Source organism: Cypionkella sp. PAMC25878 (assembly GCF_058135695.1).
Genome location: NZ_CM176871.1, coordinates 1880780 through 1906604, shown reverse-complemented (window position 1 = coordinate 1906604; position 25825 = coordinate 1880780). Strand labels below are relative to the sequence as shown.

Annotated in this window: 26 protein-coding genes, 2 pseudogenes and 1 other annotated feature; of the genes and pseudogenes, 18 read left to right on the top strand and 10 right to left on the bottom strand. The window is 60.0% G+C overall.

The features are described 5' to 3' along the window. From ACS5RD_RS09185 to ACS5RD_RS09125, 13 genes and pseudogenes are all read left to right on the top strand, one after another. Positions 1 to 786, top strand: a complete 786-nt coding sequence (locus ACS5RD_RS09185; RefSeq protein WP_489930930.1) for a thiazole synthase — start codon at positions 1 to 3, stop codon at positions 784 to 786. Further along, positions 783 to 1385: a thiamine phosphate synthase gene (locus ACS5RD_RS09180; protein ID WP_489930929.1), complete on the top strand. Its 603-nt coding sequence runs from the start codon at positions 783 to 785 to the stop codon at positions 1383 to 1385. Before ACS5RD_RS09185 ends, ACS5RD_RS09180 begins: the two co-directional genes overlap by 4 nt. Continuing rightward, positions 1382 to 2332 carry a ThiF family adenylyltransferase gene (locus ACS5RD_RS09175; RefSeq protein WP_489930928.1) on the top strand — a complete coding sequence of 317 codons (951 nt, stop codon included), beginning with the start codon at positions 1382 to 1384 and terminating at the stop codon, positions 2330 to 2332. Before ACS5RD_RS09180 ends, ACS5RD_RS09175 begins: the two co-directional genes overlap by 4 nt. Further along, positions 2329 to 3027, top strand: a complete 699-nt coding sequence (locus tag ACS5RD_RS09170) for a hydroxymethylpyrimidine/phosphomethylpyrimidine kinase (protein WP_489930927.1) — start codon at positions 2329 to 2331, stop codon at positions 3025 to 3027. Before ACS5RD_RS09175 ends, ACS5RD_RS09170 begins: the two co-directional genes overlap by 4 nt. A 108-nt stretch (positions 3028 to 3135) precedes the next feature. Next, entirely contained in the window at positions 3136 to 3834 is a 699-nt protein-coding gene (gene queC / locus ACS5RD_RS09165; RefSeq protein WP_489930926.1) for a 7-cyano-7-deazaguanine synthase QueC, read from the top strand. Beyond that, positions 3834 to 4190 carry a 6-carboxytetrahydropterin synthase QueD gene (gene queD / locus ACS5RD_RS09160; RefSeq protein WP_305249327.1) on the top strand — a complete coding sequence of 119 codons (357 nt, stop codon included), beginning with the start codon at positions 3834 to 3836 and terminating at the stop codon, positions 4188 to 4190. The genes queC and queD overlap by 1 nt, the downstream gene beginning before the upstream one ends. Then, positions 4187 to 4921, top strand: a complete 735-nt coding sequence (gene queE, locus ACS5RD_RS09155) for a 7-carboxy-7-deazaguanine synthase QueE (RefSeq protein WP_489930925.1) — start codon at positions 4187 to 4189, stop codon at positions 4919 to 4921. The genes queD and queE overlap by 4 nt, the downstream gene beginning before the upstream one ends. Positions 4922 to 4938: 17 nt before the next feature. Continuing rightward, positions 4939 to 5400, top strand: coding sequence for a preQ(1) synthase (gene queF, locus ACS5RD_RS09150; RefSeq protein ID WP_489930924.1), 462 nt, complete (start codon positions 4939 to 4941; stop codon positions 5398 to 5400). Between the two features lie 325 nt (positions 5401 to 5725). Then, positions 5726 to 9667, top strand: a complete 3942-nt coding sequence (locus tag ACS5RD_RS09145; protein WP_489930923.1) for a PAS domain S-box protein — start codon at positions 5726 to 5728, stop codon at positions 9665 to 9667. A 58-nt stretch (positions 9668 to 9725) separates the two neighbouring features. Next, positions 9726 to 10433 (top strand): IS6 family transposase, encoded by a 708-nt coding sequence (locus ACS5RD_RS09140; RefSeq protein WP_489930922.1) that lies wholly within the window; start codon positions 9726 to 9728, stop codon positions 10431 to 10433. 296 nt (positions 10434 to 10729) lie between these two features. Then, positions 10730 to 11764, top strand: a complete 1035-nt coding sequence (locus ACS5RD_RS09135; protein WP_489930921.1) for a DEAD/DEAH box helicase — start codon at positions 10730 to 10732, stop codon at positions 11762 to 11764. A gap of 4 nt (positions 11765 to 11768) precedes the next feature. After that, positions 11769 to 12086, top strand: coding sequence for a hypothetical protein (locus tag ACS5RD_RS09130; RefSeq protein WP_489930920.1), 318 nt, complete (start codon positions 11769 to 11771; stop codon positions 12084 to 12086). 49 nt (positions 12087 to 12135) lie between these two features. Next, positions 12136 to 12701, top strand: a pseudogene (locus tag ACS5RD_RS09125) (transposase); the annotation flags it as partial. Further along, positions 12423 to 12539: a sequence feature (AL1L pseudoknot), on the top strand. (Overlaps the previous pseudogene by 117 nt.) 35 nt (positions 12702 to 12736) lie before the next feature. On the opposite strand, the gene ACS5RD_RS09120 reads toward ACS5RD_RS09125, so the two are convergent. Continuing rightward, the gene (locus ACS5RD_RS09120; RefSeq protein ID WP_489930091.1) at positions 12737 to 13036 is read right to left on the bottom strand and encodes a transposase; all 300 of its coding nucleotides are present in this window, start codon (positions 13034 to 13036) and stop codon (positions 12737 to 12739) included. Positions 13037 to 13339: 303 nt separating this feature from the next. Next, positions 13340 to 14725, bottom strand: a complete 1386-nt coding sequence (locus ACS5RD_RS09115) for an amidase (protein ID WP_489930919.1) — start codon at positions 14723 to 14725, stop codon at positions 13340 to 13342. A 322-nt stretch (positions 14726 to 15047) separates the two neighbouring features. Between ACS5RD_RS09115 and ACS5RD_RS09110 the strand changes: the two genes are divergently transcribed. Together ACS5RD_RS09110 and ACS5RD_RS09105 are read left to right on the top strand one after the other, a co-directional pair. Continuing rightward, positions 15048 to 15203 carry an NAD-dependent epimerase/dehydratase family protein gene (locus ACS5RD_RS09110; RefSeq protein WP_489930918.1) on the top strand — a complete coding sequence of 52 codons (156 nt, stop codon included), beginning with the start codon at positions 15048 to 15050 and terminating at the stop codon, positions 15201 to 15203. Further along, on the top strand, positions 15200 to 15784 hold the full coding sequence (locus ACS5RD_RS09105; protein WP_489930917.1) for a glutathione S-transferase family protein: 585 nt from the start codon (positions 15200 to 15202) through the stop codon (positions 15782 to 15784). Before ACS5RD_RS09110 ends, ACS5RD_RS09105 begins: the two co-directional genes overlap by 4 nt. 35 nt (positions 15785 to 15819) lie before the next feature. Here the strand turns inward: ACS5RD_RS09105 and ACS5RD_RS09100 are convergent, their stop codons facing one another. From ACS5RD_RS09100 to ACS5RD_RS09065, 8 genes are all read right to left on the bottom strand, one after another. Beyond that, entirely contained in the window at positions 15820 to 16731 is a 912-nt protein-coding gene (locus tag ACS5RD_RS09100; RefSeq protein ID WP_489930916.1) for a sigma-70 family RNA polymerase sigma factor, read from the bottom strand. Beyond that, entirely contained in the window at positions 16670 to 17143 is a 474-nt protein-coding gene (locus ACS5RD_RS09095; protein WP_489930915.1) for a carboxymuconolactone decarboxylase family protein, read from the bottom strand. The genes ACS5RD_RS09100 and ACS5RD_RS09095 overlap by 62 nt, the downstream gene beginning before the upstream one ends. A gap of 779 nt (positions 17144 to 17922) precedes the next feature. Then, entirely contained in the window at positions 17923 to 19059 is a 1137-nt protein-coding gene (locus ACS5RD_RS09090; RefSeq protein ID WP_489930914.1) for a GTP cyclohydrolase II, read from the bottom strand. Continuing rightward, positions 19056 to 19658 (bottom strand): CDP-alcohol phosphatidyltransferase family protein, encoded by a 603-nt coding sequence (locus ACS5RD_RS09085; RefSeq protein ID WP_489930913.1) that lies wholly within the window; start codon positions 19656 to 19658, stop codon positions 19056 to 19058. The genes ACS5RD_RS09090 and ACS5RD_RS09085 overlap by 4 nt, the downstream gene beginning before the upstream one ends. Continuing rightward, positions 19655 to 19912, bottom strand: coding sequence for a Rieske (2Fe-2S) protein (locus ACS5RD_RS09080; RefSeq protein WP_489930912.1), 258 nt, complete (start codon positions 19910 to 19912; stop codon positions 19655 to 19657). Before ACS5RD_RS09080 ends, ACS5RD_RS09085 begins: the two co-directional genes overlap by 4 nt. 2 nt (positions 19913 to 19914) lie before the next feature. Then, a complete protein-coding gene (locus ACS5RD_RS09075) occupies positions 19915 to 21108 on the bottom strand; it encodes an iron-containing redox enzyme family protein (RefSeq protein WP_489930911.1) in 1194 nt (397 codons plus the stop codon). Beyond that, a complete protein-coding gene (locus ACS5RD_RS09070) occupies positions 21105 to 21773 on the bottom strand; it encodes a RibD family protein (protein ID WP_489930910.1) in 669 nt (222 codons plus the stop codon). The genes ACS5RD_RS09075 and ACS5RD_RS09070 overlap by 4 nt, the downstream gene beginning before the upstream one ends. Next, the gene (locus ACS5RD_RS09065; protein WP_489930909.1) at positions 21770 to 22672 is read right to left on the bottom strand and encodes a lysylphosphatidylglycerol synthase transmembrane domain-containing protein; all 903 of its coding nucleotides are present in this window, start codon (positions 22670 to 22672) and stop codon (positions 21770 to 21772) included. The genes ACS5RD_RS09070 and ACS5RD_RS09065 overlap by 4 nt, the downstream gene beginning before the upstream one ends. 285 nt (positions 22673 to 22957) lie before the next feature. Between ACS5RD_RS09065 and tnpA the strand changes: the two genes are divergently transcribed. The 3 genes and pseudogenes from tnpA to tnpC all read left to right on the top strand — a co-directional run bounded on the left by tnpA (position 22958) and on the right by tnpC (position 25481). Next, positions 22958 to 23332, top strand: a complete 375-nt coding sequence (gene tnpA, locus ACS5RD_RS09060; RefSeq protein WP_489927843.1) for an IS66-like element accessory protein TnpA — start codon at positions 22958 to 22960, stop codon at positions 23330 to 23332. After that, positions 23329 to 23562, top strand: coding sequence for an IS66 family insertion sequence element accessory protein TnpB (tnpB, locus tag ACS5RD_RS09055; protein ID WP_489927842.1), 234 nt, complete (start codon positions 23329 to 23331; stop codon positions 23560 to 23562). Before tnpA ends, tnpB begins: the two co-directional genes overlap by 4 nt. 225 nt (positions 23563 to 23787) lie before the next feature. Further along, positions 23788 to 25481, top strand: a pseudogene (gene tnpC, locus ACS5RD_RS09050) (IS66 family transposase). The last annotated feature ends 344 nt before the right edge of the window (positions 25482 to 25825 follow it).

The window sequence follows — 25825 nt, the reverse complement described above, 5'->3', positions numbered from 1 at the left end:
ATGCGGCTTTATGATGTAGAAATATCGTCGCGCCTGCTGCTCGGAACGGCGCAATACCCCTCACCTCTGGTACTGACCGATGCCATTGCGGCCTCTGGCTGCGGGGTGATCACGGTATCCCTGCGCCGGGAAACCGCAAATGGCGGCGGCGCAAACGGCTTTTGGCCGCTCTTGCAGGCCACCGGCGCGCGCATTCTGCCAAACACCGCCGGTTGCCATTCGGCGCAAGAGGCGATCACCACGGCGCAGATGGCGCGCGAGGTGTTCGGCACCAACTGGATCAAGCTGGAGGTGATCGGCAACGCCGACACGCTGCAACCTGACCCCTTTGCGCTGGTCGAGGCGGCTCGGATACTTTGCGCCGATGGGTTTGCGGTGTTTCCCTACACTACCGAAGACTTGATCGTGGCCGAACGCCTGTTGGATGCGGGCTGCCGGGTGCTGATGACATGGGGCGCGCCCATCGGGTCTGGCCGGGGGCTGCGCCACGTGGATGCGCTGACCGCGATGCGGGGGCATTTCCCCAGCGTGCCGTTGATCATTGATGCCGGGATCGGCGCGCCCAGTCAGGCAGCGCAGGCGATGGAAATGGGGTTTGATGCGGTTCTACTGAACACCGCCGTTGCCAAGGCGGGCGACCCTGTGGCCATGGCGCGCGCCTTCGGGCAGGCGGTTGCGGCGGGGCGGCTGGCGTTTGAGGCGGGGCTGATGCCGCCGCGTGATATGGCGGTGCCATCGACCCCGGTTCTTGGTATGGCCGATCTGGGGCTGGGAGGGCTGCGATGATCCTGCCCCGATTTTACCCGGTGCTGCCCGATGTCGCGATGATTGCCCGGCTGGTGCCTATGGGCGTGCGGCTGGTGCAGTTGCGGTTCAAGGGCGACAAGACGCAGGTTCCCGCGCAAATCGCGGCGGCGCTGGCCATCTGTGCCCGGCACGGCGCGCAACTGGTGGTCAATGATCACTGGCAGGCGGCGCTGGATCAGCGCGCGGACTTCATCCATCTGGGGCAAGAGGATCTTGACAGCGCCGACACCGCCGCCATTGCCCGCGCCGGGGTGCGGCTGGGGGTGTCGACCCATGATCGCGCGGAACTGGACCGGGCCCTTGCCCTGAACCCCACCTATATCGCGCTGGGTCCGGTCTGGCCGACGCTGCTGAAACAGATGCCATGGCGGCCGCAGGGGCTGGAAAAGCTGACGCGCTGGAAATCGCGGATCGGGGATATTCCGCTGGTGGCCATCGGCGGCCTTACCCTGCCGCGCCTGGCCGAAGCGTTTGCCGCCGGGGCTGATGTGGCGGCGGTGGTTACCGATCTGGTGACAGCCCCCGACCCCGAGGCGCAGACGCGCCTATGGGTTCAGGCCGCCGGGGGTGCCACATGACCCGCTATGCCCGCCAGATGCAGGTGCCGGGCATCGGGGTGGATGGGCAGGCGCGGCTGGCGGCGGCGCAGGTGCTGATCGTCGGGGCCGGGGGTCTGGGCTGCACGGTGATCCCGGCGCTTGCAGCGGCGGGGGTCGGGTGGCTGACCGTGATCGACCCTGATCGGGTGGAACTGACCAACCTGCACCGCCAGACGCTGTACACCGTCGCCGACATCGGCCAGCCCAAGGCGATTGCCGCTGCGGCCCGTGCGCGCGCGCTGAACCCCGACGGTCAGACGACCGCGATTGTTGACCGGCTCGATCCGGCCAATGCCCCCGGTCTGATTGCCGCCGCCGATCTGGTCGTGGACGCCGCCGACAGCTTTGCCGTAACCTATACCCTGTCCGATCTGTGCCTTGCGGCGGACAAGCCATTGATTTCGGCCTCAGTCATCGGGCGGGCGGGCTATGCGGGCGGGTTCTGTGGAACGGCCCCCGGCTATCGCGCCGTGTTCCCCGATTTGCCCGCGCAGGCGGCCAGTTGTGCCAGCGCCGGGGTGATGGGGCCAGCCGTGGCCGCCCTTGGCGCGGTGCAAGCGCAGATGGCGCTTTCGGTGCTGATCGGGCTGGAGCCGTCGCCTTTGGGCCGGATCGTCACGCTGGACATGGCAAGTTGGCGCTTTGGCGGGTTTGGATTTGCCGGGGCGATGGATGTGCCCGGTTTCGGCTTTGTCGCCGCCACCCAGCTTGCCGCCACCGATACGGTGATCGACCTGCGCCCGGCGGGCACCGTGCAACTCTTGCCCGGCGCGCAAGTGGTGGCACCCGGCGATCTGGACGATTGGCCGATCCCCATGGGCCGGGTGGTGCTGTGCTGCTCTACCGGCCTGCGGGCCTGGCGCGGCGCACAAGTGCTGACGGCACGTGGTGCCACAGCGCTGGCCTTGCTGGCGGACGGGCTATGAGCGTGCTGATCATCGCCGGGCTGGACAGTTCCACCGGCGCTGGCCTTGCGCGTGACCTCGCGGTGATGGCCGATCACGGGATCGCGGCGTGGGTGGCGGCCACGGCGGTGACAGCACAGGATGCGACGGGCGGCTGCATCATTCATCCGGTGCCCGCGGCGATGGTGGCCGCCCAGATCCGCGCCGCAGGTCCAGTGCGCGCGGCCAAACTGGGGATGCTGACCAACGCCAGCATCGTCGAGGCCATTGCGGCGGCCCTGCCCAACGTGCCCTTCGTGCTGGACCCGGTTCTGGCCACCAGCGCCGGGGTGCCGCTGCTGGATGCCGCCGGACGCGCCGCGATGATCGCCCGGCTGATCCCGCGTGCGGCCCTGATCACCCCGAACCTGCCCGAGGCGGTTATTCTGACCGGCCTTGCGCCAGATGCCGGACTGGACAGCATCGCAGCCGCCTTTTTCGCCCTGGGCGCGAAAGCGGTGCTGCTGAAGGGCGGCCATGCCGAAGGTCCTGAATCAGTCGATTGGCTGCTGCGCCCCGGCATCGCCGCACTGCGATTTGCCGCCCCGCGTCACCCCGGCGCAAAGCGCGGCACCGGCTGCACGCTGGCCAGCGCCATCGCCGCCCGCCTGGCGCCGGGTGACGATCTGGCCACGGCCTGCGCAGAGGCAAAACACTATCTGAATGGCTGGTGGTGATCCGAAACCCGACGCGCCGCTTTCGGCTTCACATACTGCCATCTGCGCAGTATAGGCCTGCATTCAGAATACCGGTCGCAGCCTACCCGGTCAAAACAAGGACACCGCATGAAAACCATCGTCATCTGCTCCGGCGGACTGGACTCTGTTTCATTGGCCCACAAGGTCGCCGCCGAGCATGCGTTGCTGGGCCTGTTATCGTTTGATTACGGCCAGCGTCACCGCAAGGAAGTCACTTTTGCGGCGGCCTGCGCCGAACGGTTGCAGGTGCCGCATCAGACCATCGACATCTGCGATATCGGCCGCAGCCTGTCCGGCTCGGCGCTGACCGATGATCTGGCGGTGCCGGACGGGCATTATGCCGAAGAAACCATGCGCATCACTGTGGTGCCGAACCGCAACGCCATCATGCTGGCCATTGCCTTTGGCGTGGCCGCCGCCCGGGGCGCCGATGCCGTCGCCACGGCCGTGCATGGCGGCGATCATTTCATCTATCCCGATTGCCGTCCCGGCTTTATCGACGCCTTCCAGACCATGCAGCGCCATGCCCTTGAGGGGTATGCCAACATCGCGCTTTACGCCCCCTATGTGAACCTGCCGAAATCGGCCATTGTCACCGATGGGGCGCTGCACGGCACGCCCTTTGCGCAAACATGGTCTTGCTACAAGGGTGGTGATTTGCATTGCGGGCGTTGCGGCACCTGTGTCGAACGGCGCGAGGCCTTTGATCTGGCGGGGGTTGCCGATCCTACGGCCTATGCCGATGCCGATTTCTGGCGCGAAGCGGTCAAGCGGGGGGCGGTTTGATGTTCCGCATCACTAAGGAATTCCACTTTTCCGCCTCGCATCAGCTGTGCCAACTGCCTGCCGATCACCAATGCGCCCGGTTGCATGGGCATAATTACATCGTGGTGGTGGAGCTGGCGGCGGTCAAGCTGAACGCCTTTGGCTTCGTGCGCGATTATCATGATCTGGCCCCGCTGAAGCGCTACATCGACGACAATTTTGACCATCGCCACCTCAATGAGGTGCTGGGCCATGACGCCGTCACCTCGGAAGTTCTGGCACAGCATTTCTATGACTGGTGCAAGGCACTTTTGCCCGAAACCGTGGCGGTGCGGGTCAGCGAGACGCCCAAGACATGGGCGGAATACCGGCCATGACCGATGACAGCAGCGTCATCCGCATCTCCGAGATTTTCGGGCCGACGATTCAGGGCGAGGGCGCGTTGATCGGCCAGCCGACGGTGTTCGTCCGCACCGGGGGCTGTGATTATCGCTGTTCGTGGTGCGACAGCCTGCATGCTGTGGACACCCGTTTTCGCGCCGATTGGCGCGGGATGACCACTGACGAGGTGCTGAACGACGTGCGGGCTTTGTCGGGGGGCCAGCCCTTGATGGTAACGCTGTCAGGGGGCAACCCGGCAATACAGCCGCTGGGGCCGCTGATCCGGCAGGGCCATGCCGAGGGCTACCGCTTTGCGCTGGAAACCCAAGGTTCGGTCAGCCGCAACTGGTTTGCACATCTTGACGTGCTGGTTCTGAGCCCGAAGCCGCCCTCGAGTGCGATGACAACCGACTGGGATGCGCTGCGGGCCTGTGTGGACGCCGCCGCTGTGGGGCCGCGTATCGTGCTGAAGTTCGTGGTGTTCGATGCAGCGGATTATGCCTATGCCCGTGATGCCGCAGCACGGTTTCCCGGCCTGCCGGTCTATCTGCAACCGGGCAATCACACCCCGCCGGGGCCACAGGATGACGACGCCTTGATCGACCTCGACGGGATCATGCAGCGGATGGGTTGGCTGGTGGATCGGGTGATCGCCGACCGCTGGTTTGCCGCCCATGTGCTGCCACAACTTCACATTCTGCTGTGGGGCAACAAACGCGGGGTCTGACCGCGAGGGAGATCGACATGACTGATATCTACAAGGATCTGAAACAGCTTGGCACTGCCACCCCGCTGCCGCAAAGCCCTGAAGAGGCGGTGCTGGAAAAGGTGGCGAACCCTCAAGCGGGCACCGCCTATTGTGTGCGGTTCACCGCGCCAGAGTTCACGTCGCTGTGCCCGATGACCGGCCAGCCCGATTTTGCGCATTTGGTGATCGACTATGTGCCGCAGCACTGGTTGGTGGAAAGCAAGTCGCTCAAGCTTTATCTCGGGTCTTTCCGCAATCATGGCGCGTTTCACGAGGATTGCACGGTCTCGATCGGCAAGCGGCTGGTGGAACTTCTCGACCCCGAATGGCTGCGCATCGGCGGCTACTGGTATCCGCGCGGCGGCATTCCGATTGATGTGTTCTACCAGACCGGACCTGCGCCACAGAACCTGTGGATTCCGGATCAAGGCGTGCCGTCCTACCGTGGACGCGGTTAAGCCCCCAAACCGACCGCAAAACCAACATCTTAGCCGAGAAGACATGGTATCTGGCGAAAGGAAGCGGGTCTGAACCGTCGGCATAGCTGTTCGCCATCTGCGCTATTCGATGTCGGACGCGTCTCAGCCAGCAAGAAAGCCAACCCGCTGTTCACAAAGCCGAGGGAATGCCAGTGGCATCCCCTAAGTGTGCAGTACATCTTGCGGAAAGCGTTCAATAAATCTTAGGATCAAAGAGACCGCCAACAAGCGCGGACTGGTCAAGGTTTGGATTGCCATGAAGCGAAATCTCTCTGTTCAATCGCTGACAATAGATGTTCTTAGCATGCTCCTGAAAGCTCCAACAACAGGATCCGGACCTGCCGTCGCGTCAGCTCTGGGTTTGCTGGGACGATACTTCAACGCTAGTTCCGTCCAAATTTTAGGACTGAAAGCCACCGGCGCACCCGTGCTGTCGAGTTCCTGGGCGGCGGCCGAGCGGTCTACGGACATGCCTGATCTTGCGGGGCTTGTGCGGGATCTGCAAGACGCTGCGACCAGACCGCTTTCTAAACCAGCCCCAATCCTTCTTGGCGCCAACTTTCTTCTGCGGGACCATGTTGCTGATCTTCCGGCCTGTGTGGACTGGGCTGGTGGAAATCTGGCGATCCTGCCCTTGGGAGATGGGCAAGCGGGTGCAGCCATTTTGGTTTTGCATGCCCCGGAAAATGGAAATTCTCTTTCTTTGACCGAACTAGGCGCACTCACACCTGTCACGGAGGGGATTCTTGCCACTATGGGATGGCCAAATGCCGGGTCAGGGCAAACGGATACTTCCGATGACCGTCAGGATCAAAGCTTTCAGACTTTGTTGGAAGCGATGCCGGATATCGTCCTTGAAGTAGATGCTGATGGCACGTTCATGTACGTGCAAGCCGCAAATCCGGAAGATTTGGTAAGGCCGCGTGAAGAAATGTTGGGGCGCCGGATGGAAGACGTCTTTCCGCCAGAAGTGGCTTTTCAGCGCCGCGAGATGATGGCGGAATTGGATCGAGGAGTAAGTCCTGAGGGCCGGACATACAAGATAGACACTATCACCGGGCAACGTTGGTACAGCGTGCGAGCTGCCCGACGCGAAGGCGCGAACGCAAAGTCCACATACCTGTTCGTAAGCCGCAATTTGACTTCAGAAATAATGCAACGAAATGCACTCGAAAGACTGAGTGAAGTGGCACGCCGGACGATCAACTTGGTGATCGTAACGGACAGCGATCAGCGTATCGAATATGTGAATGACGCTTTCGAACGGTTGACGGGGTACACTTTAGCCGAAGCCAAAGGAAAGCGGCCCGGTTCATTCTTGAAGAGCAAGAATACAGACCCCGAAGCCTCAGCCAAAATGCGCGATGCGTTGAACAGGGGCGAACCTGTCCAGGTTGAAATTCTGAACTGCTCCAAGCATGGTGTTGAATATTGGCTGGATATCAGCATTGAACCCTTGCGCGACAAGATTGGCAACTTGACTGGATTTATGGCGGTTGAGACGGACATCTCGGAGCGTAAACGGATTGCAGATCAAATGGATATCCGCAACGAAGAGGCAGTAAAGTCACACGATCAGCTCCGCAGCGCGATAGAGGCGTTGGATGATGCTTTCGTTCTGTTTGACCAGCGTGGCAGACTCCTGATTTGCAACCAACGATTTGGCGAGCTCTTGGCTCAGGTTGTTCCTGACCTCCCTAGGGACTCAGGATTGATCGGTTTATCGCGTGAACTTTTTGCCGGAAACCTTCTTCCTGCCACAGGTTATCACGAAGGTCAGATCGGACCAACTGTCCGAAATAAATCTGATGTCCCCGCCGTGGAGCATCAACTTTTGGACGGGCGGATTCTGCGTGTCGTCGAGCGTGCGATGCCAAACGGGGAGTCAATCGCGCTCCTGACGGACATCACGGAACTGAAGCAGGCGGAACAACGACTGCGCAACGTGATCGACGGCGCTCAGGTTGGGACATGGGAATGGTCACTGGCCACAAATGAAAATCATATCAACAATCGTTGGGCAGAGCTTTTAGGTTACAGAAGGGAGGAGCTGGAGCCAGTCACCATCGGTACTTTCAGGGCTTTGGTTCATCCTGACGACCTCGTGGCATTGGATGCACCGGCCGGTGGTATTTTGTCCGGCCAGATTCACAGGTTTGAACAAGAATTCCGGATGCGCCACAAGCTCGGTCATTGGGTATGGATCCTGTCGCGCGGCAGCGTCATGAATCGAAATATGAAAGGCGAGGCTGTGGCACTGGCGGGGGTGCATTCAGATATAACCCAACTGAAAAATGCCGAGCAACGACTCTTAAATGTCATCGAAGGGTCGCAAGTCGGCACCTGGGAATGGACCCCGACGACCGGAGCACAACATATAAATGATTGCTGGGCCGAGATGTTGGGCTATAGGCGCAGCGAATTGGAACCAATGAGTTATGCCAAATGGCATGATCTGGTACATCCTGATGACGTTGCCTTGGCGGAGGAGCGTATCGGACGCTGCATAGCAGCTGAGACTACGGTTTATCAGGCTGAATATCGAATGCGTCACAGGGATGGCCATTGGGTATGGGTGCTCGACAATGGCCGGGTTATTCGTCGCGATGTCAGTGGCGAACCAGAATTATTGGCAGGCGTTCAAATTGATATCAGTGAGCAAAAAGCTCGAGAGACCGCTTTGGAAATTGCAAAAGCCGAGTTGGAAGATGCTCTTGCAGAACGCAACGTTGCCCAAAAGCGCTTTTCAGACATTACCACGGTAAGCGAAGACTGGATCTGGGAACAGGATGGCAATCTGCGGTACACGTTCCTGTCAAAGCAGAAATTGTTCAGTCTGGAGGGTGATACGACCGAGACAATGCTAGGCAGGACTCGCGAGGAATGGTTGGAGGGCTTCCCCGAATGTGTTTCCAGTGCAGATTGGGCGGGCTTGCGAACCAAGCTAAATGCTCAACAACCATTCCGCAATTTTATCTACCGCGCACCAAACAGTGAAAGTAACGAAGAGACCTGGTTCAGAATAAGTGGGTCGCCTGTATTTGATGAAACCGGGGTATTCTTAGGATATCGTGGAGTTGGCTCTGACGTAACTGAAATTGTTATGGCCAAAGCTCGTGCGGAAAGCGCCAACCACACAAAATCAATGTTCCTTGCAAATATGAGCCATGAAATTCGAACGCCGCTGAACGGTGTACTTGGCATGGCCGAATTGCTCGACGCTTCGCTTGTGGACCAAGACCACAAACGCATGATCGGAACGATCCGGGAGTCAGGCGAAGCGTTGTTGAATATCCTGAACGACATTCTGGACATGTCTAAAATCGAAGCTGGAAAAATGGAACTGGAAGTAGTGCCATTTAAGCCCGCCGATTTGGCGGAACGGATCGAAGATCTGTATAGTCTTCGCGCCGAGGAAAAAGGCCTGTCCTTTGAGGTACTGTGGGGATCGGGTGCGGATGTTGTACGCCTTGGCGATCCGCATCGGGTACGTCAGATCCTGCACAATCTGGTGAGCAACGCACTTAAGTTCACTGAGCGTGGAGCCGTTACGGTCAAGTTGAGCGGGCGCAAAGATCAGACGCTGAAGATCGAGGTAAGCGACACGGGCATCGGTATGACACCAAAACAAGTAGCACTCTTGCATGAAGAGTTTACCCAAGCGGATAGTTCAATGACGCGTCGCTTTGGCGGAACTGGTCTTGGCATGGCCATTACCCGAAAACTGGTCGACATGATGGACGGGCAGATTAGAGTGGATTCTGAAATCGGGGTCGGCACCACCGTAACGATATCGTTGCCGCTGCGCGTTAGTGAAATTGCTGTGGTTTCGGACCAATTGCCGGTGGCTGCTGCCATGAGTTTGGCGGGTCTGCGCATTCTATCCGCCGATGACAACAGGACGAACTGTGATGTGCTGGAAAGTATGCTGCTGATACAAGGGGCAACAGTAACGATCGTCACGGACGGCTTGCAGGCGGTGCAGGCCTGGAGGCCGGGTGATTTTGATGTTGTTTTACTTGATATTTTCATGCCTGTGATGGACGGCATCAGCGCATTGCACAAAATTCGTGAAATCGAAACCGCAGCAATGATTACGCCAATTCCAATCATCGCGGTTACAGCGAACGCCATGGCACATCAAATTGCTCAATATATTGTAGAAGGATTTGATACACATATTTCGAAACCGATCAACATGACAAATTTGACGAGGGCGATCATGACCTGCGTCGACCCGTTATAACGGTCTTGTCAGAGGAAACTGGCTTAAGCTGGGCTGGGCGTCCGCCTAGCTTTGCCGAATGACAAAACGCTCCCCTTTTCGGTATTTCAAAACCAGCCCCGAGATCATCCGCCTAGCGGTGATGATGTACGTTCGATCTCCGCTTTCGCTTCGAAATGTCGAGGATCTGCTGCATGAGCGCGGCATCGCCGTCAGCCATGAAACGGTTCGGTTCTGGTGGAATAGATTTGGCCCGATGTTTGCAGCCGAAATCCGTCGCAACCGAGCAAGCCGGATGCGGGCGCACTCGAACTGGCGATGGCACCTAGACGAGGTTTTCGTGAAGATCAACGGCGAGACGCATTATCTTTGGCGGGCAGTCGACCACGAAGGCGAAGTGCTGGAAAGCTATGTGACCAAACGCCGGGATCGCAAAGCAGCATTGAAATCCCTAAAGAAATCAATGAAGCGATACGGAAATCCAGAGATTATCGTGACCGACAAACTGCGATCTTATGGTGCCGCGATGAAGGTCATTGGCAATGCATCTCGGCAGGAAACAGGCCGCTGGCAGAACAACAGGGCTGAGAACTCTCATCTGCCGTTTCGACGACGAGAACGAGCCATGCTGCGGTTCCGCAGCATGCGAACCTTACAGAAATTCGTCGCCGTTCACGCCTCAATCCACAACCACTTCAACACGGAGCGCCATCTCTACAGCCGGCAGAATTTCAAGGCCAACCGCACCGTCGCTCTCGCCGAGTGGCGTGGCCTATTTGCGGCCTAACACATTGCTAGAGTTCGTAAACTGAGACTGGTTCGCGTTTGTCTGACACCACCGCCAATTACCCTCACGAAAGCGTTCTCCCGATCCGGCTGCGGCAGGATTTTTGCGTTGTTTTCGAGGGTTATGCGGGTGGGGCTGTTAACCGCCCCCAGCGCCGAGAAGGTGGAAAGCGTTCTCTCCGTTGCCATATTCTCCGGACCTGTTAACCGCGGCTGTTCCGGTGAACAGCTATAAGTCATTGCTTTCGCCATGTTTTGTTGATCTGTACCTTGCGGTGATTTCGCAGATTCATCTGGGTGCCGGATGGAACAGAGATCCGCAACGTCCTGATGGGCTGTTTGAGTGCGCTGGAAGATGACGATCTGCCGATCACACTCGATCTCGTCCACAAGACCTCGGGCGACGATGACGGCTATCCCGAAGATTGCCCCGTCCGGCGGACCACCAGCAATGACGATGCCGCAGGCGGCCGGAATGTGGTCGGGGCCACTGCCTGGTTCTTTTCCCGCGACGAGAATGTGCAAGCCTTCGACTGGCTGTTCGTGGACGAGGCCGGACAGGTCGGCCTTGCGAACATGGCCGCGATGGGCCGGGCCGCGCGCAACATCGTGCTGGTTGGCGACCCCCGACAGTTGCCGCAGGTTATCCAGGGCGCGCATCCCGAGCCTGCAAACCTTTCCTGCCTTGACTGGATGCTGGGCGAACATGCGACCGTGCCGCCCGATCGCGGAATCTTTCTGCCTGTTTCGCGCCGGATGCACCCAGATGTCTGCCGCTTCATTTCCGATCAGGTCTATGAAGGCCGGCTTGCCAGCCACCCCGAGACCGCCCGCCAATGCGTCACCGGCACACCATTTCCCGAGGCTGGAGCATTTTGGGTGCCGGTTTCGCATGAAGGAAACGCGCAAATTTCCATGGAAGAAGTGACCGCCATTCAAGCCGCTACCGGGGAACTGCTGCTGGGCACCTGGACGGAGAAGGACGGCTCAACCCGTCCAATGCGGCAGACGGACATCATCGTCGTCGCCCCATACAACACTCAGGTGAATGCCCTCCGCGATGCGCTGCCCGATGGCATCCGCGTTGGCACCGTGGACAAGTTCCAAGGGCAGGAAGCGCCCGTCTGCCTCGTTTCCATGACCGCATCATCGGCCGAGGAAACTTCGCGCGGGATGGAATTCCTGTTCTCTCTCAACCGGATCAACGTGGCGGTGTCGCGCGCCAAGGGGCTTTCCTTGGTGTTCGGAGCACCACGCCTTCGCGAAGCAAAGTGCGAGACCGTCGAGCAGATGCGACTGGTGAATACTCTGTGTGGGCTGTCAGATTGGTAACCAGATGAACATCGAAAAGACTATCAGTGATCTGCCAAATACCGAAACGAGGAAACTCAGGGATCTGCTGGTGAACGCCAATAGGGTTCTGAGCAAAGATCCCAAGCACCTGCAAGCCACACGCTTGCGAGACGCCCTCAATGAAGAACTGGCACGACGCAAGGTTTCGAACCGGACAAGAATAGGCCCCCTTTGGTGGGAACCGCATGATCCGGATGTTGCAGAATTCTTTGCTTACGCCGAGGCACTGTCCGCCATGAGGTTTGTCTCGCGAACCGGCATTCAGGTCGCGGTTCAGAGTGACACCAATGTGCTGATCTGAACCGCCCCGGGTTTGCCGGAGACCTTCAACCTGACTAAGGATGAGGGCTATGGAAAAGAGTAAGACATCAAATCGCTATTCACCTGAGATGCGGGCACGGGCCGTTCGCATGGTGCTGGAGCATCAAGGCTCCTATGAAACGCAATCTGCGGCAGTGTCTGCGATTGCGCCCAAAATCGGCTGTATCCCGGAGACCTTGAGGGTCTGGGTTCGGCAGGCAGAACGTGACAGTGGGGCACGCGATGGTGCCACCAGTGCTGAGCGTGACCGGATCAAGGAACTTGAACGTGAGGTGCGCCAGCTTCGGCAGGCAAACGAGATCCTGCGCAAGGCGTCTGCTTATTTTGCTCAGGCGGAACTCGACCGCCCGTTCAAGCCATGATCGGCTTTATTGATGATCATCGCGTGGTGCATGGGGTCGAGTCGATCTGCAGGGTGCTGCCGATTGCCCCATCTACTTACTATGCCTGTCTCGCTGTGCGTGCCGATCCGGCCAAAGCTTCCGCACGAAAGCAGAGGGATTTGGTCTTGTGACCCAAAATAACGAAAGTCTGGAATGATAACTGGCAGGTCTATGGGGTTCGCAAAACCTGGCGACAGTTGTGCCGTGAAGGTGAAGGTGCCGCGGGTCCGTTCGATCATGCCACGCCTCACTTCCCGGTCCAGGGCTTGAGCTTTCTTGCCAAAAAATCGTTGGCGACCGCCAGTTCTCCGATCTTGGCATGCAGCTCGCGGACCGTATCCTCGGCGACCTCAGCGGTGGCGACCGCCTTGCTACCGCGCTCAAAGATGCCCGTGGCACCTTCCAGAAGTGCCTTTTTCCATTGATGGATCATCGTCGGATGGACCTCATAGGCGGTCGCCAATTCCGACACCGTGCGCTCACCCTTCAACGCCTCCAACGCCACACGCGCCTTGAAGGCTGCGTCATGGTTCCTGCGTTTCGACATCTCTGTTCTCCTCGTGCTTGGAGACCAGCAGACTTCAGATCGTAGCTTCCGTCACTGTCCGATTTTCGGGGGGTAGCTCACAGAGCGCTTTCCGCCCATCGCTCAACTCAAAGCCACATCGACGCAGCCGGTCCTTTGCGTGCTTTTGACGCCTCGGCATCCCGGATGCACATTGTCCCCGCAGCCGCCTTTGTAAATAGATGCAACCAAAGGTCATACAAAGTGATTGATCAGGGACAAGCAATTTCTCATCCGAGACCAGCTTTAACCCAGACGAGTGCATCGGTGCACGCTTCGCTTTCGTTACGCCATCGCCAGTCCAACGGGTTCCGGGGCTAGCGTCTCGCCAGCCGCCAGCAGTAGGTCTTCGCGAAACTGATCGGCCACAAGCTGCACCCCGACCGGCTTTGACCCCACGGAACCAGCGGCAACGGTCAGGCCCGGCAAGCCCATGAATGGAATGGCGATCAGCGTAAGCTGCGCCTCCAGCACCGCATCGAACGCGGCGGGCGAGGCGACATCCTGGTGATTGAGGAACGGCAACTCACCTGAAACGGGGCACAGCACCAGCGGCCATTCCGCCAGAAAGGTCCGCCACAGCCGGGTGAGGCGCGCACGCGCTTTCAATGTGGCCATCAGGCCGGGCAGATCAATCTCGGGGCAATGGCGGGTCATCTGTGCATAGACGAAATTTGCATCCAGATCGTTTTCGGCGCGCAACGCGGCTGTGCCGTCCTGTCTGAACTCGGCCATCCACAGGCGCAACTGCATGTCGCGCGCCTCGCGCAAGGGCGGCGGTGTCACATCTTCAACCTGATACCCCGCGTCGCTGAGTTTGGCTGCAGCAGCACGAAGTGAATCGCGGACTGGCCGGGCCACCTCCATGCCATCGGGCGCCTCGACATAGGCGACCTTGCGCGACATATCGGCACCCCGCAGCGGCATCGGCTGCCACCAAGGATCGCGCATGTCCCGAGCAGCCATTGCAGCCAATGCAAGTCGCAGATCTGGGATGGAGCGTGCCAACGGTCCTGACACCGCCATCAACTGCCCGCCGATCAGTCGATCTCCGGCGGTCGCGTTGAAACCGGGAACACGCCCCAGCGACGGGCGCAGGCCATGCACGCCGCAGGCATAGGCCGGATATCGGATCGACCCGGCAATGTCGGTGCCATGGCTGATCGCCCCCATGCCCGACGCGACCGCAGCCCCGGCCCCGCCGGACGATCCCCCCGGCGTCAGGGTATCATCGCGCGGGTTTGTCGTCGCGCCGTGCAGGCTGTTGCGGGTGAACCATCGCAGCGAAAAGGCGGGGGTGTTCGTGCGACCCACGACAATCGCACCGGCTTTGCGCAGGTTGGCCACCACGGGACTGTCGACCTCTGCCATCAGCCCGGTCTGGGTGCGCAAACCGTTCGTGGTGGCAAAGCCAGTCTGGTCGACATTCACCTTGATCGTCACCGCGATGCCAGTCAGTGGACCTGGAACCTCGCCACGGGCCAGACCGATGTCTGCGGCTTCTGCCGCTGCAAGAGCCTGCTCATCCATCCGCTGCACAATGCTGTTCAGGGCGGGGTTCACGGCCTCGATCCGTTCCAGTACCGAAGCAACAGCTTCCTTGACGGAAATCTGCCGCTCGGCAATGAGAGGCGCCAGTTCGCTTGCAGTCAATTTCCAAAGCGCAGTCATATGATCTTTCCACTAAGGCCAGCCGCTGCTCAGATGTCGGCCCGGCAAGGGCAGGATGACAGTCCAATCCGAGCGCGACAATCGGCAAAAACTGGCAAATTCGGCAGTTCATGAGGCCAGCGCGATATAACGACGAAGATGCAGCACTTAGGGCAATCGTGTTGCTGTTGGTCACGGCCTAAAGCGGCCCGTCGGCCTTGATTTATGCTGAATAGCACCCCAGCCTTCGAACTTTCGCTATGCAGGCGGAACTTTCTTCACCCACGATGTCACATCCCGCCGCATCACCTCGTCATCGCTGTACAAGCAACAGGAGTGCAAAATGAAGATCGTGGTAATTGGCGGGACCGGGTTGATCGGTTCCAAGACGGTGGCGGTGTTGAAGGCCCGCGGGCATGACGTCTCGGGGGTTGCGCCTTCGACTGGGGTGGATACCTACACAGGTGCCTACCTTGCCCGTGGCGAGTTCCGATTGTGAGGCTCTACTACGCGCCGCTGGTCTGCAGTCTGGCCGACCATATCGCGCTGCACGAAGTGGGTGTGGCCTTCGACCTCGTACGGGTCGACATGCGCAGCAAGTTGACCGAGACGGGGCAGGACTTCCATCAAATCTGCGCCAAGGGCTATGTTCCTGCGCTGGTGCTGGCGGATGGGCAGATCTTGACTGAGAACATCGCGGTGCTGGATTGGCTGTCAGAGAGCTTTCCGGCCCTTGCCCCGCAAGGACCGATGGGCCGGAGCCGACAACTGGAGGCCTTGGCCTTCATCTCGACCGAGATCCACCGGGCCTTCAAGCCGATGTGGCACGCGGGCACAGACCGGGATCGCGCACGGGCGGCGGTGACGGTGACGGGGTTGTTGGCCTTGATGGCCGGGACGATGCAGGGCGACTATCCGTTCGGTGACAGGCTGTCGGTCGCCGATAGCTATCTGTTCGTCATGCTGCTTTGGGCTCAGCGTTTCAAGGTCGAGGTGCCGGACGCAATGGCTGACCTGCGCGACCGGCTGCGCGCGCGTCCTGCTGTGCAGCGGGCAATGGCGACGGAAGGCCTATTGTAAGCCACTGCCCGGCCGGGTCTCATGCCCCGGCTAGGTCAATGCCGGATAACACCGTCCAGCTTGTTGGGGTTTCGGGTGATGTAGATCGCCGTGATACGGCCTGCTTCGATCTGGAGGGCGGTGGTCTGTGGTTGGCCGTCAATCCGGCTGACAAATCCGGGCAACCCGTCAATGATCACAGGCTCCACCAGCTCCATCTTCGCGCCGAACTTGCGTGACCAGCCCTGAAACAGCCGGATCAGATTTTCCACCCCCGAGATCACGTTTGGATAGGTGGTGACCTTGCCACCACCATCGGCGTGGAAACTGGCCCCTGCAGCCAGCATCGCGCCAAGCGCCGCAGCGTCGCCGGACTTGCAAGCCGCGAAAAACGCGCGGGCCAAGGTCTCTGCGGCCTCTCGCGGCATGTCATAGCGGGGGCGGTCAATCTGCACATGTGCCCGGGCGCGCGACGCCAACTGGCGCGTAGCCGCAGGGCTGCGATCAATCGTGGCCGCCACCTCGTCCATGCTTTGGCCGAAGACGTCATGCAGCAGGAAGGCCGCGCGTTCCAGCGGTGACAGCCGTTCCAGCGCCATCATCAGGGTCAGCGTCAGGTTGTCGGGGCTGAGGGCGTCGTCCTCGGGTTCGATCAGCGGTTCGGGCAGCCATGTGCCCGGATAGGTTTCTCGCCGGATCCGGGCCGATTTCATCTGGTCAAGGCAAAGGCGCGACACGATCCGTGTCAGCCAGGCCGCCGGTTCCTGCACCACAGCCTGATCGCTGCGCAGCCAGCGCAACCACGCCTCTTGCACCACATCCTCGGCATCGTGGCGCGAGCCAAGCATACGATATGCCAAGCGCAGCAGCCGGGGCCACTGCGCCTGAAAGATTTCGGTGCCGCGATCAGGCGGCATGGGCTTTTGCGCCCAGCAGGTCGGTCGGATGCGCTGCCCGAAAGCCGACATGCACCCGGCTCCAGACATTGATCGCACCAATCGCCAGGGACAGCCAAGCGCGCTCATCCTCGGTGAACGCATCCTTCACCGCCTGCCAGTCGGCATCCGGCGCGCCGGTCTGTTCCAGCCGCGTCAGCGCCTCGGTCCATGCCAAGGCGGCGCGCTCTCGCTGGGAATAAAGCGGGCTTTCCCGCCAGGCCACTAGCATATGCAAGCGCAACGGAGTCTCGCCATCCTTCAGGGCTTCGGCGGTATGCATGTGGACGCAATAGGCGCAGGCGTTGATCTGGCTGGCGCGCAGCTTGACCAAATGCAGCAGGCCATGCTCCAGCGAGCTGGTCTTGATTGCAGCCTCTAGGGCGAACAACGGCTTGAACCCGGTCTCGGCGCGCTTGAAGTGGTCGGTCATGCGGGGGGTCATCGGTCTCTCCTGTTTCATCTGACATCTCGATGACGCGGCAAGCCAGCCGTATGTGACATGACTCACCAGATTTTTTCACGCGGCCAAGGAGGCAATGCTGGCAGTGGCAACGCGAGTCCCTGACCGCATCGGGGAATGGCGAGCCACTGTTATCCGCCAATGTAGCAGGTAAATCGTCTGCACCCGTTCAACTACTGGCCCATCTTCGAACCAGCTTCCGCGCCACTCTCATATGCCAGAGGTGGCCGACAGTACAAAGCGCACGCGCCTTCCGGTCCTGAGCTGCCGGTCGGCACATTCGATTGCTGCGGGGCAGCGCTTCCCAATGCCGCCACTCGACGTGTGTTGCAGCGAAAGGAGGTATCTGTCATTCACGGGCCTGCGCGGCTGAGTTACGAGTGTGGCAGGCCGCAGTGCAACTTCGCCTAAGCTGACTTTCGGTCTCCGGGTGCGCTGCGCCGCTGCATCCGGAAAGCTGTTGTTCAATCAAGGTGCAGAAGAGACTCATCGCTATGGTCGAGCCGACCCAGCAAGAGTGCCGTTTGGACCGAGATGCCAGTTGGCGGTCATTCGCGAAGAAGCACTACTTTACAATAACAATTTCAGATATCGCTCAGCACAGATGCCATTGGCTTCAAAAGCATATCTCGACTTCCCGGGGGCGTGTCACTTTCAACTCGTGGCCGGGCTCATCCACGTGAGCGGTCGTAGTACTAAAAGTCCGTGACCTTATTGGGACCTATTCAACTCCGAGAAACTTTGACGGCAGACCTGATCTGTCATAGCCGCCCACTAAAATAGCCAGAGGCGATCTTGGCGGTAATCTCCACCTGCGCGTTGATCGAGATGCGCTCAGCTGGGATTTCGATTTGGGTGTCAATCGTGATCCCAGCCGCCAACAATGCCGCACTTTTCAGGTTGCTCATCGACACCCATTTCCAAATGCGTCGCACCCCAAGCCAATGCAAAACATCGGGGAACAGGGCCTGAAGCCGCATGTCTTCGACGCCTGCAACCGCGCAGGTGTGCTGAAAGTAGGCGGCAGGAACGTCGCCTGCATTCGCACGCTTGCGGGCGTTGTAAACCAGCAGCTTCATGACCTCTCCCAAAGCCCGCCCCTCTTTGCGATTGTAGACCACGATCCCCAGCCCACCTGCCTGCGCGCCGCGGATGCATTCTTCGATGCCATGGATCAGATAGGGACGACAGGTGCAGATATCCGAGCCGAACACGTCCGATCCGTTGCATTCATCATGCACGCGGGCTGTCACGCGCGCATGGCTTTGTCCAAGCAACGCCGGATCGCCAAAAATGTAGACGCTCGATCCGCCAATGGGCGGCAAGAATAGCTTCAGATCGGGGCGCGTCATCAGTTCGGGATACATCCCGCCGGAATGATCGACGAGGGCCTGCCGCATGACGCCCTCGTCAACCTTCAGACGGGCGGCAATACCCGGCAGATACCAGACCGGCTCGATGGCGATTTTTGTGACGCATATCTCATTGTTTTCAAGCAAAACTTTGCCATCAGACCTCAGTGCGCCTTGCTGTACGGCCTGCGCGATTTCAGCAATGGCAAGGTGACCGGTGGTGATGGCAATCGACGGACGCAGGTTGCGGCCTGCCGCGATATCCATGCGGAAATCCTGCGCTGTACGATGGCCCCAAGGATCAAAGGTGACAATCTTGGCCTTGTCCCGCCATTGCGGAAATGGCCCGATCGAAACGGCGGGTTGGGTGTCTTGATAGTCGGGTCGATGGTTCGGGCTAAGATCACCGGTTGCGACAGCCAAAGCGCGGTAGGTGGCATATGTGCCGGCGGACACACCGATGGCGTTGCGGTCGGGCGCGGGCGAGGTGACTATCGGCCCACGCGACCATGCCGTTGCAGCCCCCCATTGGATCGGTGCGTTCATGGCAAGCGTCCTTCTGACGGTGCGGGCGCAATGGCTTGCCACAGGTGCCGCGCGTCAGGGTCGCGGCCGCCGCGCGCCATGAACAGGATCTGCTCGATGCGGCTGGCCGCGATCATCAGTGCGGCGGCAGGCACCAGCCATGCGGCCCCAGTCAGTGCCACCGCTGGCCACAGCGCAAACAGCACCAATGCCCCGAGCCGTGCCGAGTGAAAATGAAACATAATCACGCACCCGGTCATCGCCCAAGATACGGCCAGATAGGCAATCGGCGCGATGAACAGCACGGCCAGAGCCATCGGATACTCTGCATAGAGACCGGGCAAAGCGAGCCACAGAAAGACGGCGATGGAGAGCGAGAATATGTTGTCGATCACGGAATCCAGCACGGCACCGAACTCTGAACAGCGCCCGGACCGCCGTGCCATCCAGCCATCCAGCCCGTCGGTCGACACTGCCAGCACATATAGCGCCAGTGCCGCCACGTTCATGTCGCGTATCAGCAAGACCACAATCGGCGGGATCAAGACGCCGCGCAGCAAGGACACCAAGTTGGCAGCTTTGAACGTGCCGCCTTCATCCAGCAGATAGGTCACGCTCATGGTCGGTTTTCCTCAATGATCAAACGCAGGGTGGTGGGGCGGGCGATCAGTCGCTCGGCAGAATAGGCATTGCCGTGCATCGGGCAGATCACCGCATCGCTGTCGTTGACATAGCCGAACTTCAACGGGCCGCCGCGATGCGGGCAAAGGTTATGCACCAGATACAGCGCCCCTTGATGCGACAGCAGAAAGTAATCGCGGCCATCGCGGGTGATGGGGGGCAGGTCGCGGCCGATCCATGTATGCGCTGCCACCGCTACACCTCGCGCCCGATGGAGCCGGCGGGGAAGCTGGCAAAGGCGGCAGCCGAGATTTGACCAATGCCGCCGACCTGAAGTTTGGCGAAACCCGCAGCACTATCAGGCGTAACGCACCGCCCCGTCGCGTTGACTGCGGCCAAGCCATAGCTGGCCTCGCCCGCCTGCACCGCAGCATCAAAGGCTTGGCTCACCGCCAGCAGGTGCCGATCTGCGACACCAAATGCGGCGCGGGTCAGTTCTGCGCCCAAGATGATCTCTTGCCCAACATCCTCGCCAAAGCGAGCGACCAGCGGCTTGACCACCTCATTCACCACCATATCCGAGTGATGAATGTCGATATGGGCATGTTCGCCGAAATAGGTGGCATCCACCGCCGGATGGTATTTGCGCAGATGACGGTAGTGATCGCCAGTCGAGCGCTGATAGCTGGTTTCGGCATAAAGCAGGAAACCGATCTGGCGGAAGAAGTTGCGCGGGCTTTGAAACAGCGAATGGATAACATTGTGCAGCGCAAGCGCAGGAGTGTCGAACAGCGGCCAATAGCCGTTGTACTGTTCAGACAAGCCAAATCCGCGCAGGGTTTTGCGGTACAGCACGCTGTGTTTTTTGTCATGCACGCCGTAGCCAAATTCGTCGATCAGAATGCGGAACAGCGCCGATTGCGGCGGGCCGTATTCCCCAATCACCCCCAAAGCCGAGGCAGAGGCTTCCGCCAGCAGGTCAGTGGACGACTGAATCAAGAAGTTCCGATAGAGATGCTCGCGCTCGTCAATTCCATCCAGCCACAGCAGGAAATCGCTAGGCGGGGCGGATTGTATGCCGCCCAACATATCGTCGATGTAATCGGCGCAGGTCTGGATCGTCACCTCCGCAGCAACTCGCTCGGCCATCGGTCCGATCAAAGCGGTCTCTAGCGCGCTGCGGTGCTGATCCAGCCGCAGCATGGAGGCCGGGTCGTAGTGACGGCGCATCTGATCCACCACCGAGCCGTTTGCGACATCCGGCAGCAACACAAACCGCCCCTGATAGCTGCGCATCAACGCTTGATGCTGCACATGCTCCATCAGTTGTGGTGAGTGGCTGTCTGCGAGGCTCGGGTCGTCAATCCGCAGATCATAAACTGCAGGTGGCGCGTCACCCGTCCGCTCACGCAAGTCCGCACCAAGGATCAAAAGCTCATCGCGTGTCATTCGGGTGTTCCTTTCAGCGGCTCGTAAATTGAAACGCCGATCCCGCCGATCAGCCGCCAATCGACGACCTGCCAGCGCGACAGCGCCATCCCAAGGCTACCTGCGTCAGCCGCGAGATAGGTTGGAGCATCCACGGCCCCGCTGATCACCGGAATATGTTTGATGACAATGCGGTTCACCAAACCTGCCGCGAACAGACCGTGCAAAAGGCGACTGCCACCCTCGACCATCAGGCTGTCAACGCCCCGCGCAGACAGCCCCGTGGCGACCTCTTTCAGATCCACGGCGATCTCGCCGCAGTCCATCAGGTTTACGCCGGGATGGGCTGCTAGGCGATTGCGCACCACATCCGGCAGGTTTCGCGGAACTGCGAACAGTGTCGGATGGCCATCGTTCAGAATATGGCTGCCCGAAGGAATATTGCCGTCATTCGTGGGGATAACCCGCAGAGGGTTACGGCCTATCACATGGCGGACGGTCAGTTCGGGATTATCAGTGCGGACAGTGCCCGCCCCCACCATGATGGCATCATGCGCCGCGCGTTCGCCGTGAAACCATTGGCGCAACTCGGCTCCGTAGAAGTCGAACAGGGCCTTGCTGGACAGACCGTGGCCCAGTGTCATACGGCCATCAATCGTCAATTCAGAAAACGTGGTGATTTTCATAACGCTTGCTCCGGTTGGTCGCGTCGGGCAAACGCCACGGCAACCAGCACTAGGCTGGCCAGCAAGAACGGCAAAACCGTGCGCATGCCGCGATACATCGCCAGCGCTGTGGTGACCTCGTTTTGATCAACCCCCTGTAACCCCAGCAGAATCGTACCCTCAAATGCTCCGATCCCGGCTGGCATATGGCTAAGGACGCCTGCGCCCACAGCGACCGTAAACAGCCCGAAGAACGACGCGACATCAGTTGCGGCCCCGGTCGGTAAAAAGAGGTATAACACCGTTGCGGACCCGGTCAGATCCATCAGCGCCGCGCTACATTGCGCCAGCGTGACACGCCGTTTCAGTAAGGTAAACCTTTGGCCAACCAGCATGATATGCCTGCCATCGGCCTGCCATATCATCAGGCTGGCAACGCCCAGCAGCAGCGCGACGCCCAATCTTACGCCGTGCGATGTCAGTCCGGCGCGCTTGGTGATTTCGGGGTCCAATAGCAAAACCGCTCCAATAATTGCCGCAGCCGTGACCCAGAACGCAACCCACGAGGACAGCACAACAGTCATCAATGCCCCGATGCCCGCCACGGTATCGCGGTAGAACACATTTCGCACCATCGCGCCCGTCAGCCACGGAAAACCGATGAAATTCGTCACGCCGTAGGCTACGGCTCCTGCCGTCGCTGCCCGACGGTTTGAGATGCCAGACAACCGCAGATGACGGACCGCGATCACGTCGTATGCAGCCAGTCCGCTAAAGCTCAATCCCGTCGCCAAAGCTGCGGCAATCATGCTTGCGCCTGAGCGGCTACCCAACGACGCTACGACATGGCCCCACTCAATCTGTGCGACCAGCCAAAACGCGAATATAATGACGGCAACGGTGACTGCCACATGCAGCATTCGTTTCTGCGTTGAGGTCCGCTGCGGCAATGGCGATGAGGTGTTTAACATTCGCCATCCATAAACGGTGAGGTGATCATGCCATTAGGCAGCGATACACAGCAAACGCACAGCGCTAGGAATGGTTCCGAAGCAATGCGGCGGGGCACTTTCGGAGGGCGCGCTCAAGCCTCAAAGCCGTTTCGAATGTAACCGCCCGACATTGGTCGCCTTATGATGGTGTCTGCCTTGTCTTAGAGACGTCCATAATGACGTCATTATGGACGTCACTTATGTGAGGGCGGCATGCGAGGTGATCTTCTGGGTGCGGTTGAACGTCGGCGTCGTTGGACGGATGCCGAGAAGTTTGCTGTGGTGTGCGAGGTGGGTCGTCACGGCGCTTCGGTGACGCAGGTTGCTCAGCGCCACGATCTCAGGCGGCAGCAGATTTATGCTTGGCGGCATGATCTGCGCAAGAAGGGGCTTTGCGAGCCAGAGGGCGCGGCACTGTTCTTGCCGGTCGATTTTGCGCCGCCACCGGTTCCTGAGGCGGAGGTGGCTGCGGAGTCCGCCGCGCCGATGGTGGAGATCGTGTTGCGGAATGGCCGTCAGATCCGGTGCCGGGGAGGCATTGGCGACGATGATCTGGCGCGGCTGATCCGGTTGGTCGAGGCGGCATGATTGGGCCGGGCACCGGTGTTCGGGTTTATCTGGCCTGCGGGACGACCGACATGCGCAAGGGCATCGAAGGGTTGGCGGCCCTGGCTCAGGACGTGTTGCGGCAGAAGGCGGCGGGTGGGGCTGTGTTTGCGTTCCGCGGCAAACGAGGCGACAGGCTGAAGCTGCTGCACTGGGACGGCCAGGGGTTCTGCCTCTATTACAAGGTGTTGGAGCGGGGGCGGTTTCCGTGACCTGCCGCAAAGGACGGGGCGGCGAGATTGACCTCAGCGCAGCTTGCAATGCTATGGGAGGGGATCGATTGGCGGCGTCCGGATTGGGGCGCGCCGCCCGCCCGAGTTGGATAGATAAATCGCTGTTTTTACTTGTTTTTATGGTGCCTCTGCAAGGCTCATGGTATGGACTGCCATGTCCGATACGCCCGCAATCCTACCTCCCTCTCGGGCCATTGCTGCGCAATGCCCTACCGGGCAACGGATGATCCCGCCGCCTTGAAGGCGATGATCGCGGGCTTGCGGGCCGAGAACGCCCGAATTGCAGCCGAGAACATGCGCGTTCAAGCCGATATCGAGAAGATATCCGCCACCCTGCGCGCCCATGAGGCGCTGGTTCAGGCGCTTCAAATCCAGATCGCACGGCTGAAGAAGCAGAAGTTTGGCACCAGCTCAGAACGCATCGAGCGGGAGCTCCCCTCTCGGGCCATTGCGGCGCAATGCCCTGCCGGGCAGCGGAACAGCTGGAACTGGCGCTGGAGCATCTGGAGATTGCCGGGGCGGCGGCGATCAGCGCGATTGCACCCGATGACGACGCCGAACTCAGCGCAGACGAACAAGCTGCGATGCCCAGCACTCCGCGTCGCCGCAAGCCCTTGGTGGCAGAGGGCACGCCGCGCGAACGCATCGTGCTGGACCCCGGTGATGATTGCCCGGAATGCGGCGGCACCCTGCGCCTGATCGGCGAGGACGTCAGCGAGATCCTCGAGTTGATCTCGGCCAAGCTGAAAGTGATCGAAACAGCCCGGCTGAAGAAGTCCTGCCGCCGCTGCGAGAAGATCACCCAACTGCCCGCACCCTCGCGCCCCATTCCGCGCAGCATGGTCGGCCCGGGTCTGCTGGCACATGTTCTGGTGTCGAAGTTCGACGATCACCTTCCGCTCTATCGCCAAAACGAGATACTTGCCCGGATGGGCGCAAACATCCCGGCCTCGACCCTGGTCGATTGGTGCGGCCAGGGCGTTCGGGTGCTGGAACCGCTAGTCGAACGCATCCGCGCCAAGATCCTGGCCTCGGATCGCCTGCACGCGGATGATACCCCGGTCCGGGTGCTCGACCCGTCAAAACGCATCGATGGGATCGGCAAAGGCGTCAAGGAAGGCCGCATCTGGGCCTATGTGCGCGATGACAGACCGTGGGGCAGCACAGCGCCGCCGGGGGCGGCCTACTTCTTCTCGGTTGACCGCAAGGGCGAGCATCCGCAGCGTCATCTGGCTAGGTTCTCCGGAATCCTGCAAGCAGACGCCTATTCCGGCTTCAAAGCACTTTACACCCCGGATACCTCAGGCAAACCCCGCATCCGCGAGGCGGCCTGCTGGGCCCATCTGCGGCGCGACTTCTTCGACGTCCACACCGCCACCAAATCCGAGATCGCCCGCGAGGCGCTGGACCGGATCGGTGATCTATATGACATCGAGCGTCAGATCAGAGGCCAATCCCGCGATGCCCGGCGGGCTGTCCGTCAAGAAGAAACCCGCCCGAAAGTCTGCGCCTTCAAGGCATGGGCGGAAGCCCAACTTACCCGCATCCCCGGCAAAAGCGACCTTGCCAAAGCTTTCCGCTACGCCCTGAACCGATGGGAAGGCTTCGCCCTCTTCCTCGACGATGGTCGCGTCGCCATCGACAATAACGCCGCCGAACGGGCCATCAAACCGGTCGTGATCGGCCGCCAGAACTTCCTCTTCGCAGGCTCAGACGCCGGGGGCGAAACCCTCGCCAGTGCGATGACCATTATTGAGACCGCCAAGTTCAACGGCCTCGATCCCCAAGCCTACCTCGCCGACATCTTCGCCCGTATCCATGATCACAAGATCAACCGCATCGGCGAGTTGCTGCCATGGAACTGGAAACCCTTCGCAAATCAGGCCGCCGCAGCCTGAATGGCGGTCCTTATCGGGCGGTTACTTTCGAATGCGGTATTTTCTCAAGAGGTTTGATGTGGGGATCAGCATTTTTCTTCCATGTATCTCGCCCGCCACAGTTCTGACTTGCCCCCTGCTGCTTCCACAGTGCTTCCACGGGCGCGGCACAAATGCAAATAGCCTCCCGGAGGAGGCTGCAGCGTGTTGATATTGCTTAATATTTTGGTTGCGGGGACACCCAACCGCCGTAACTTACCAGAATTGCAGTGCAAAGTTTAGCCTGCGGCTTGCAGGATATGAGTCGCAGGGAATGAACCGTCAACAATTCCTCAGCCCCGCGCTATCTTGCCATTCTCCGTGGC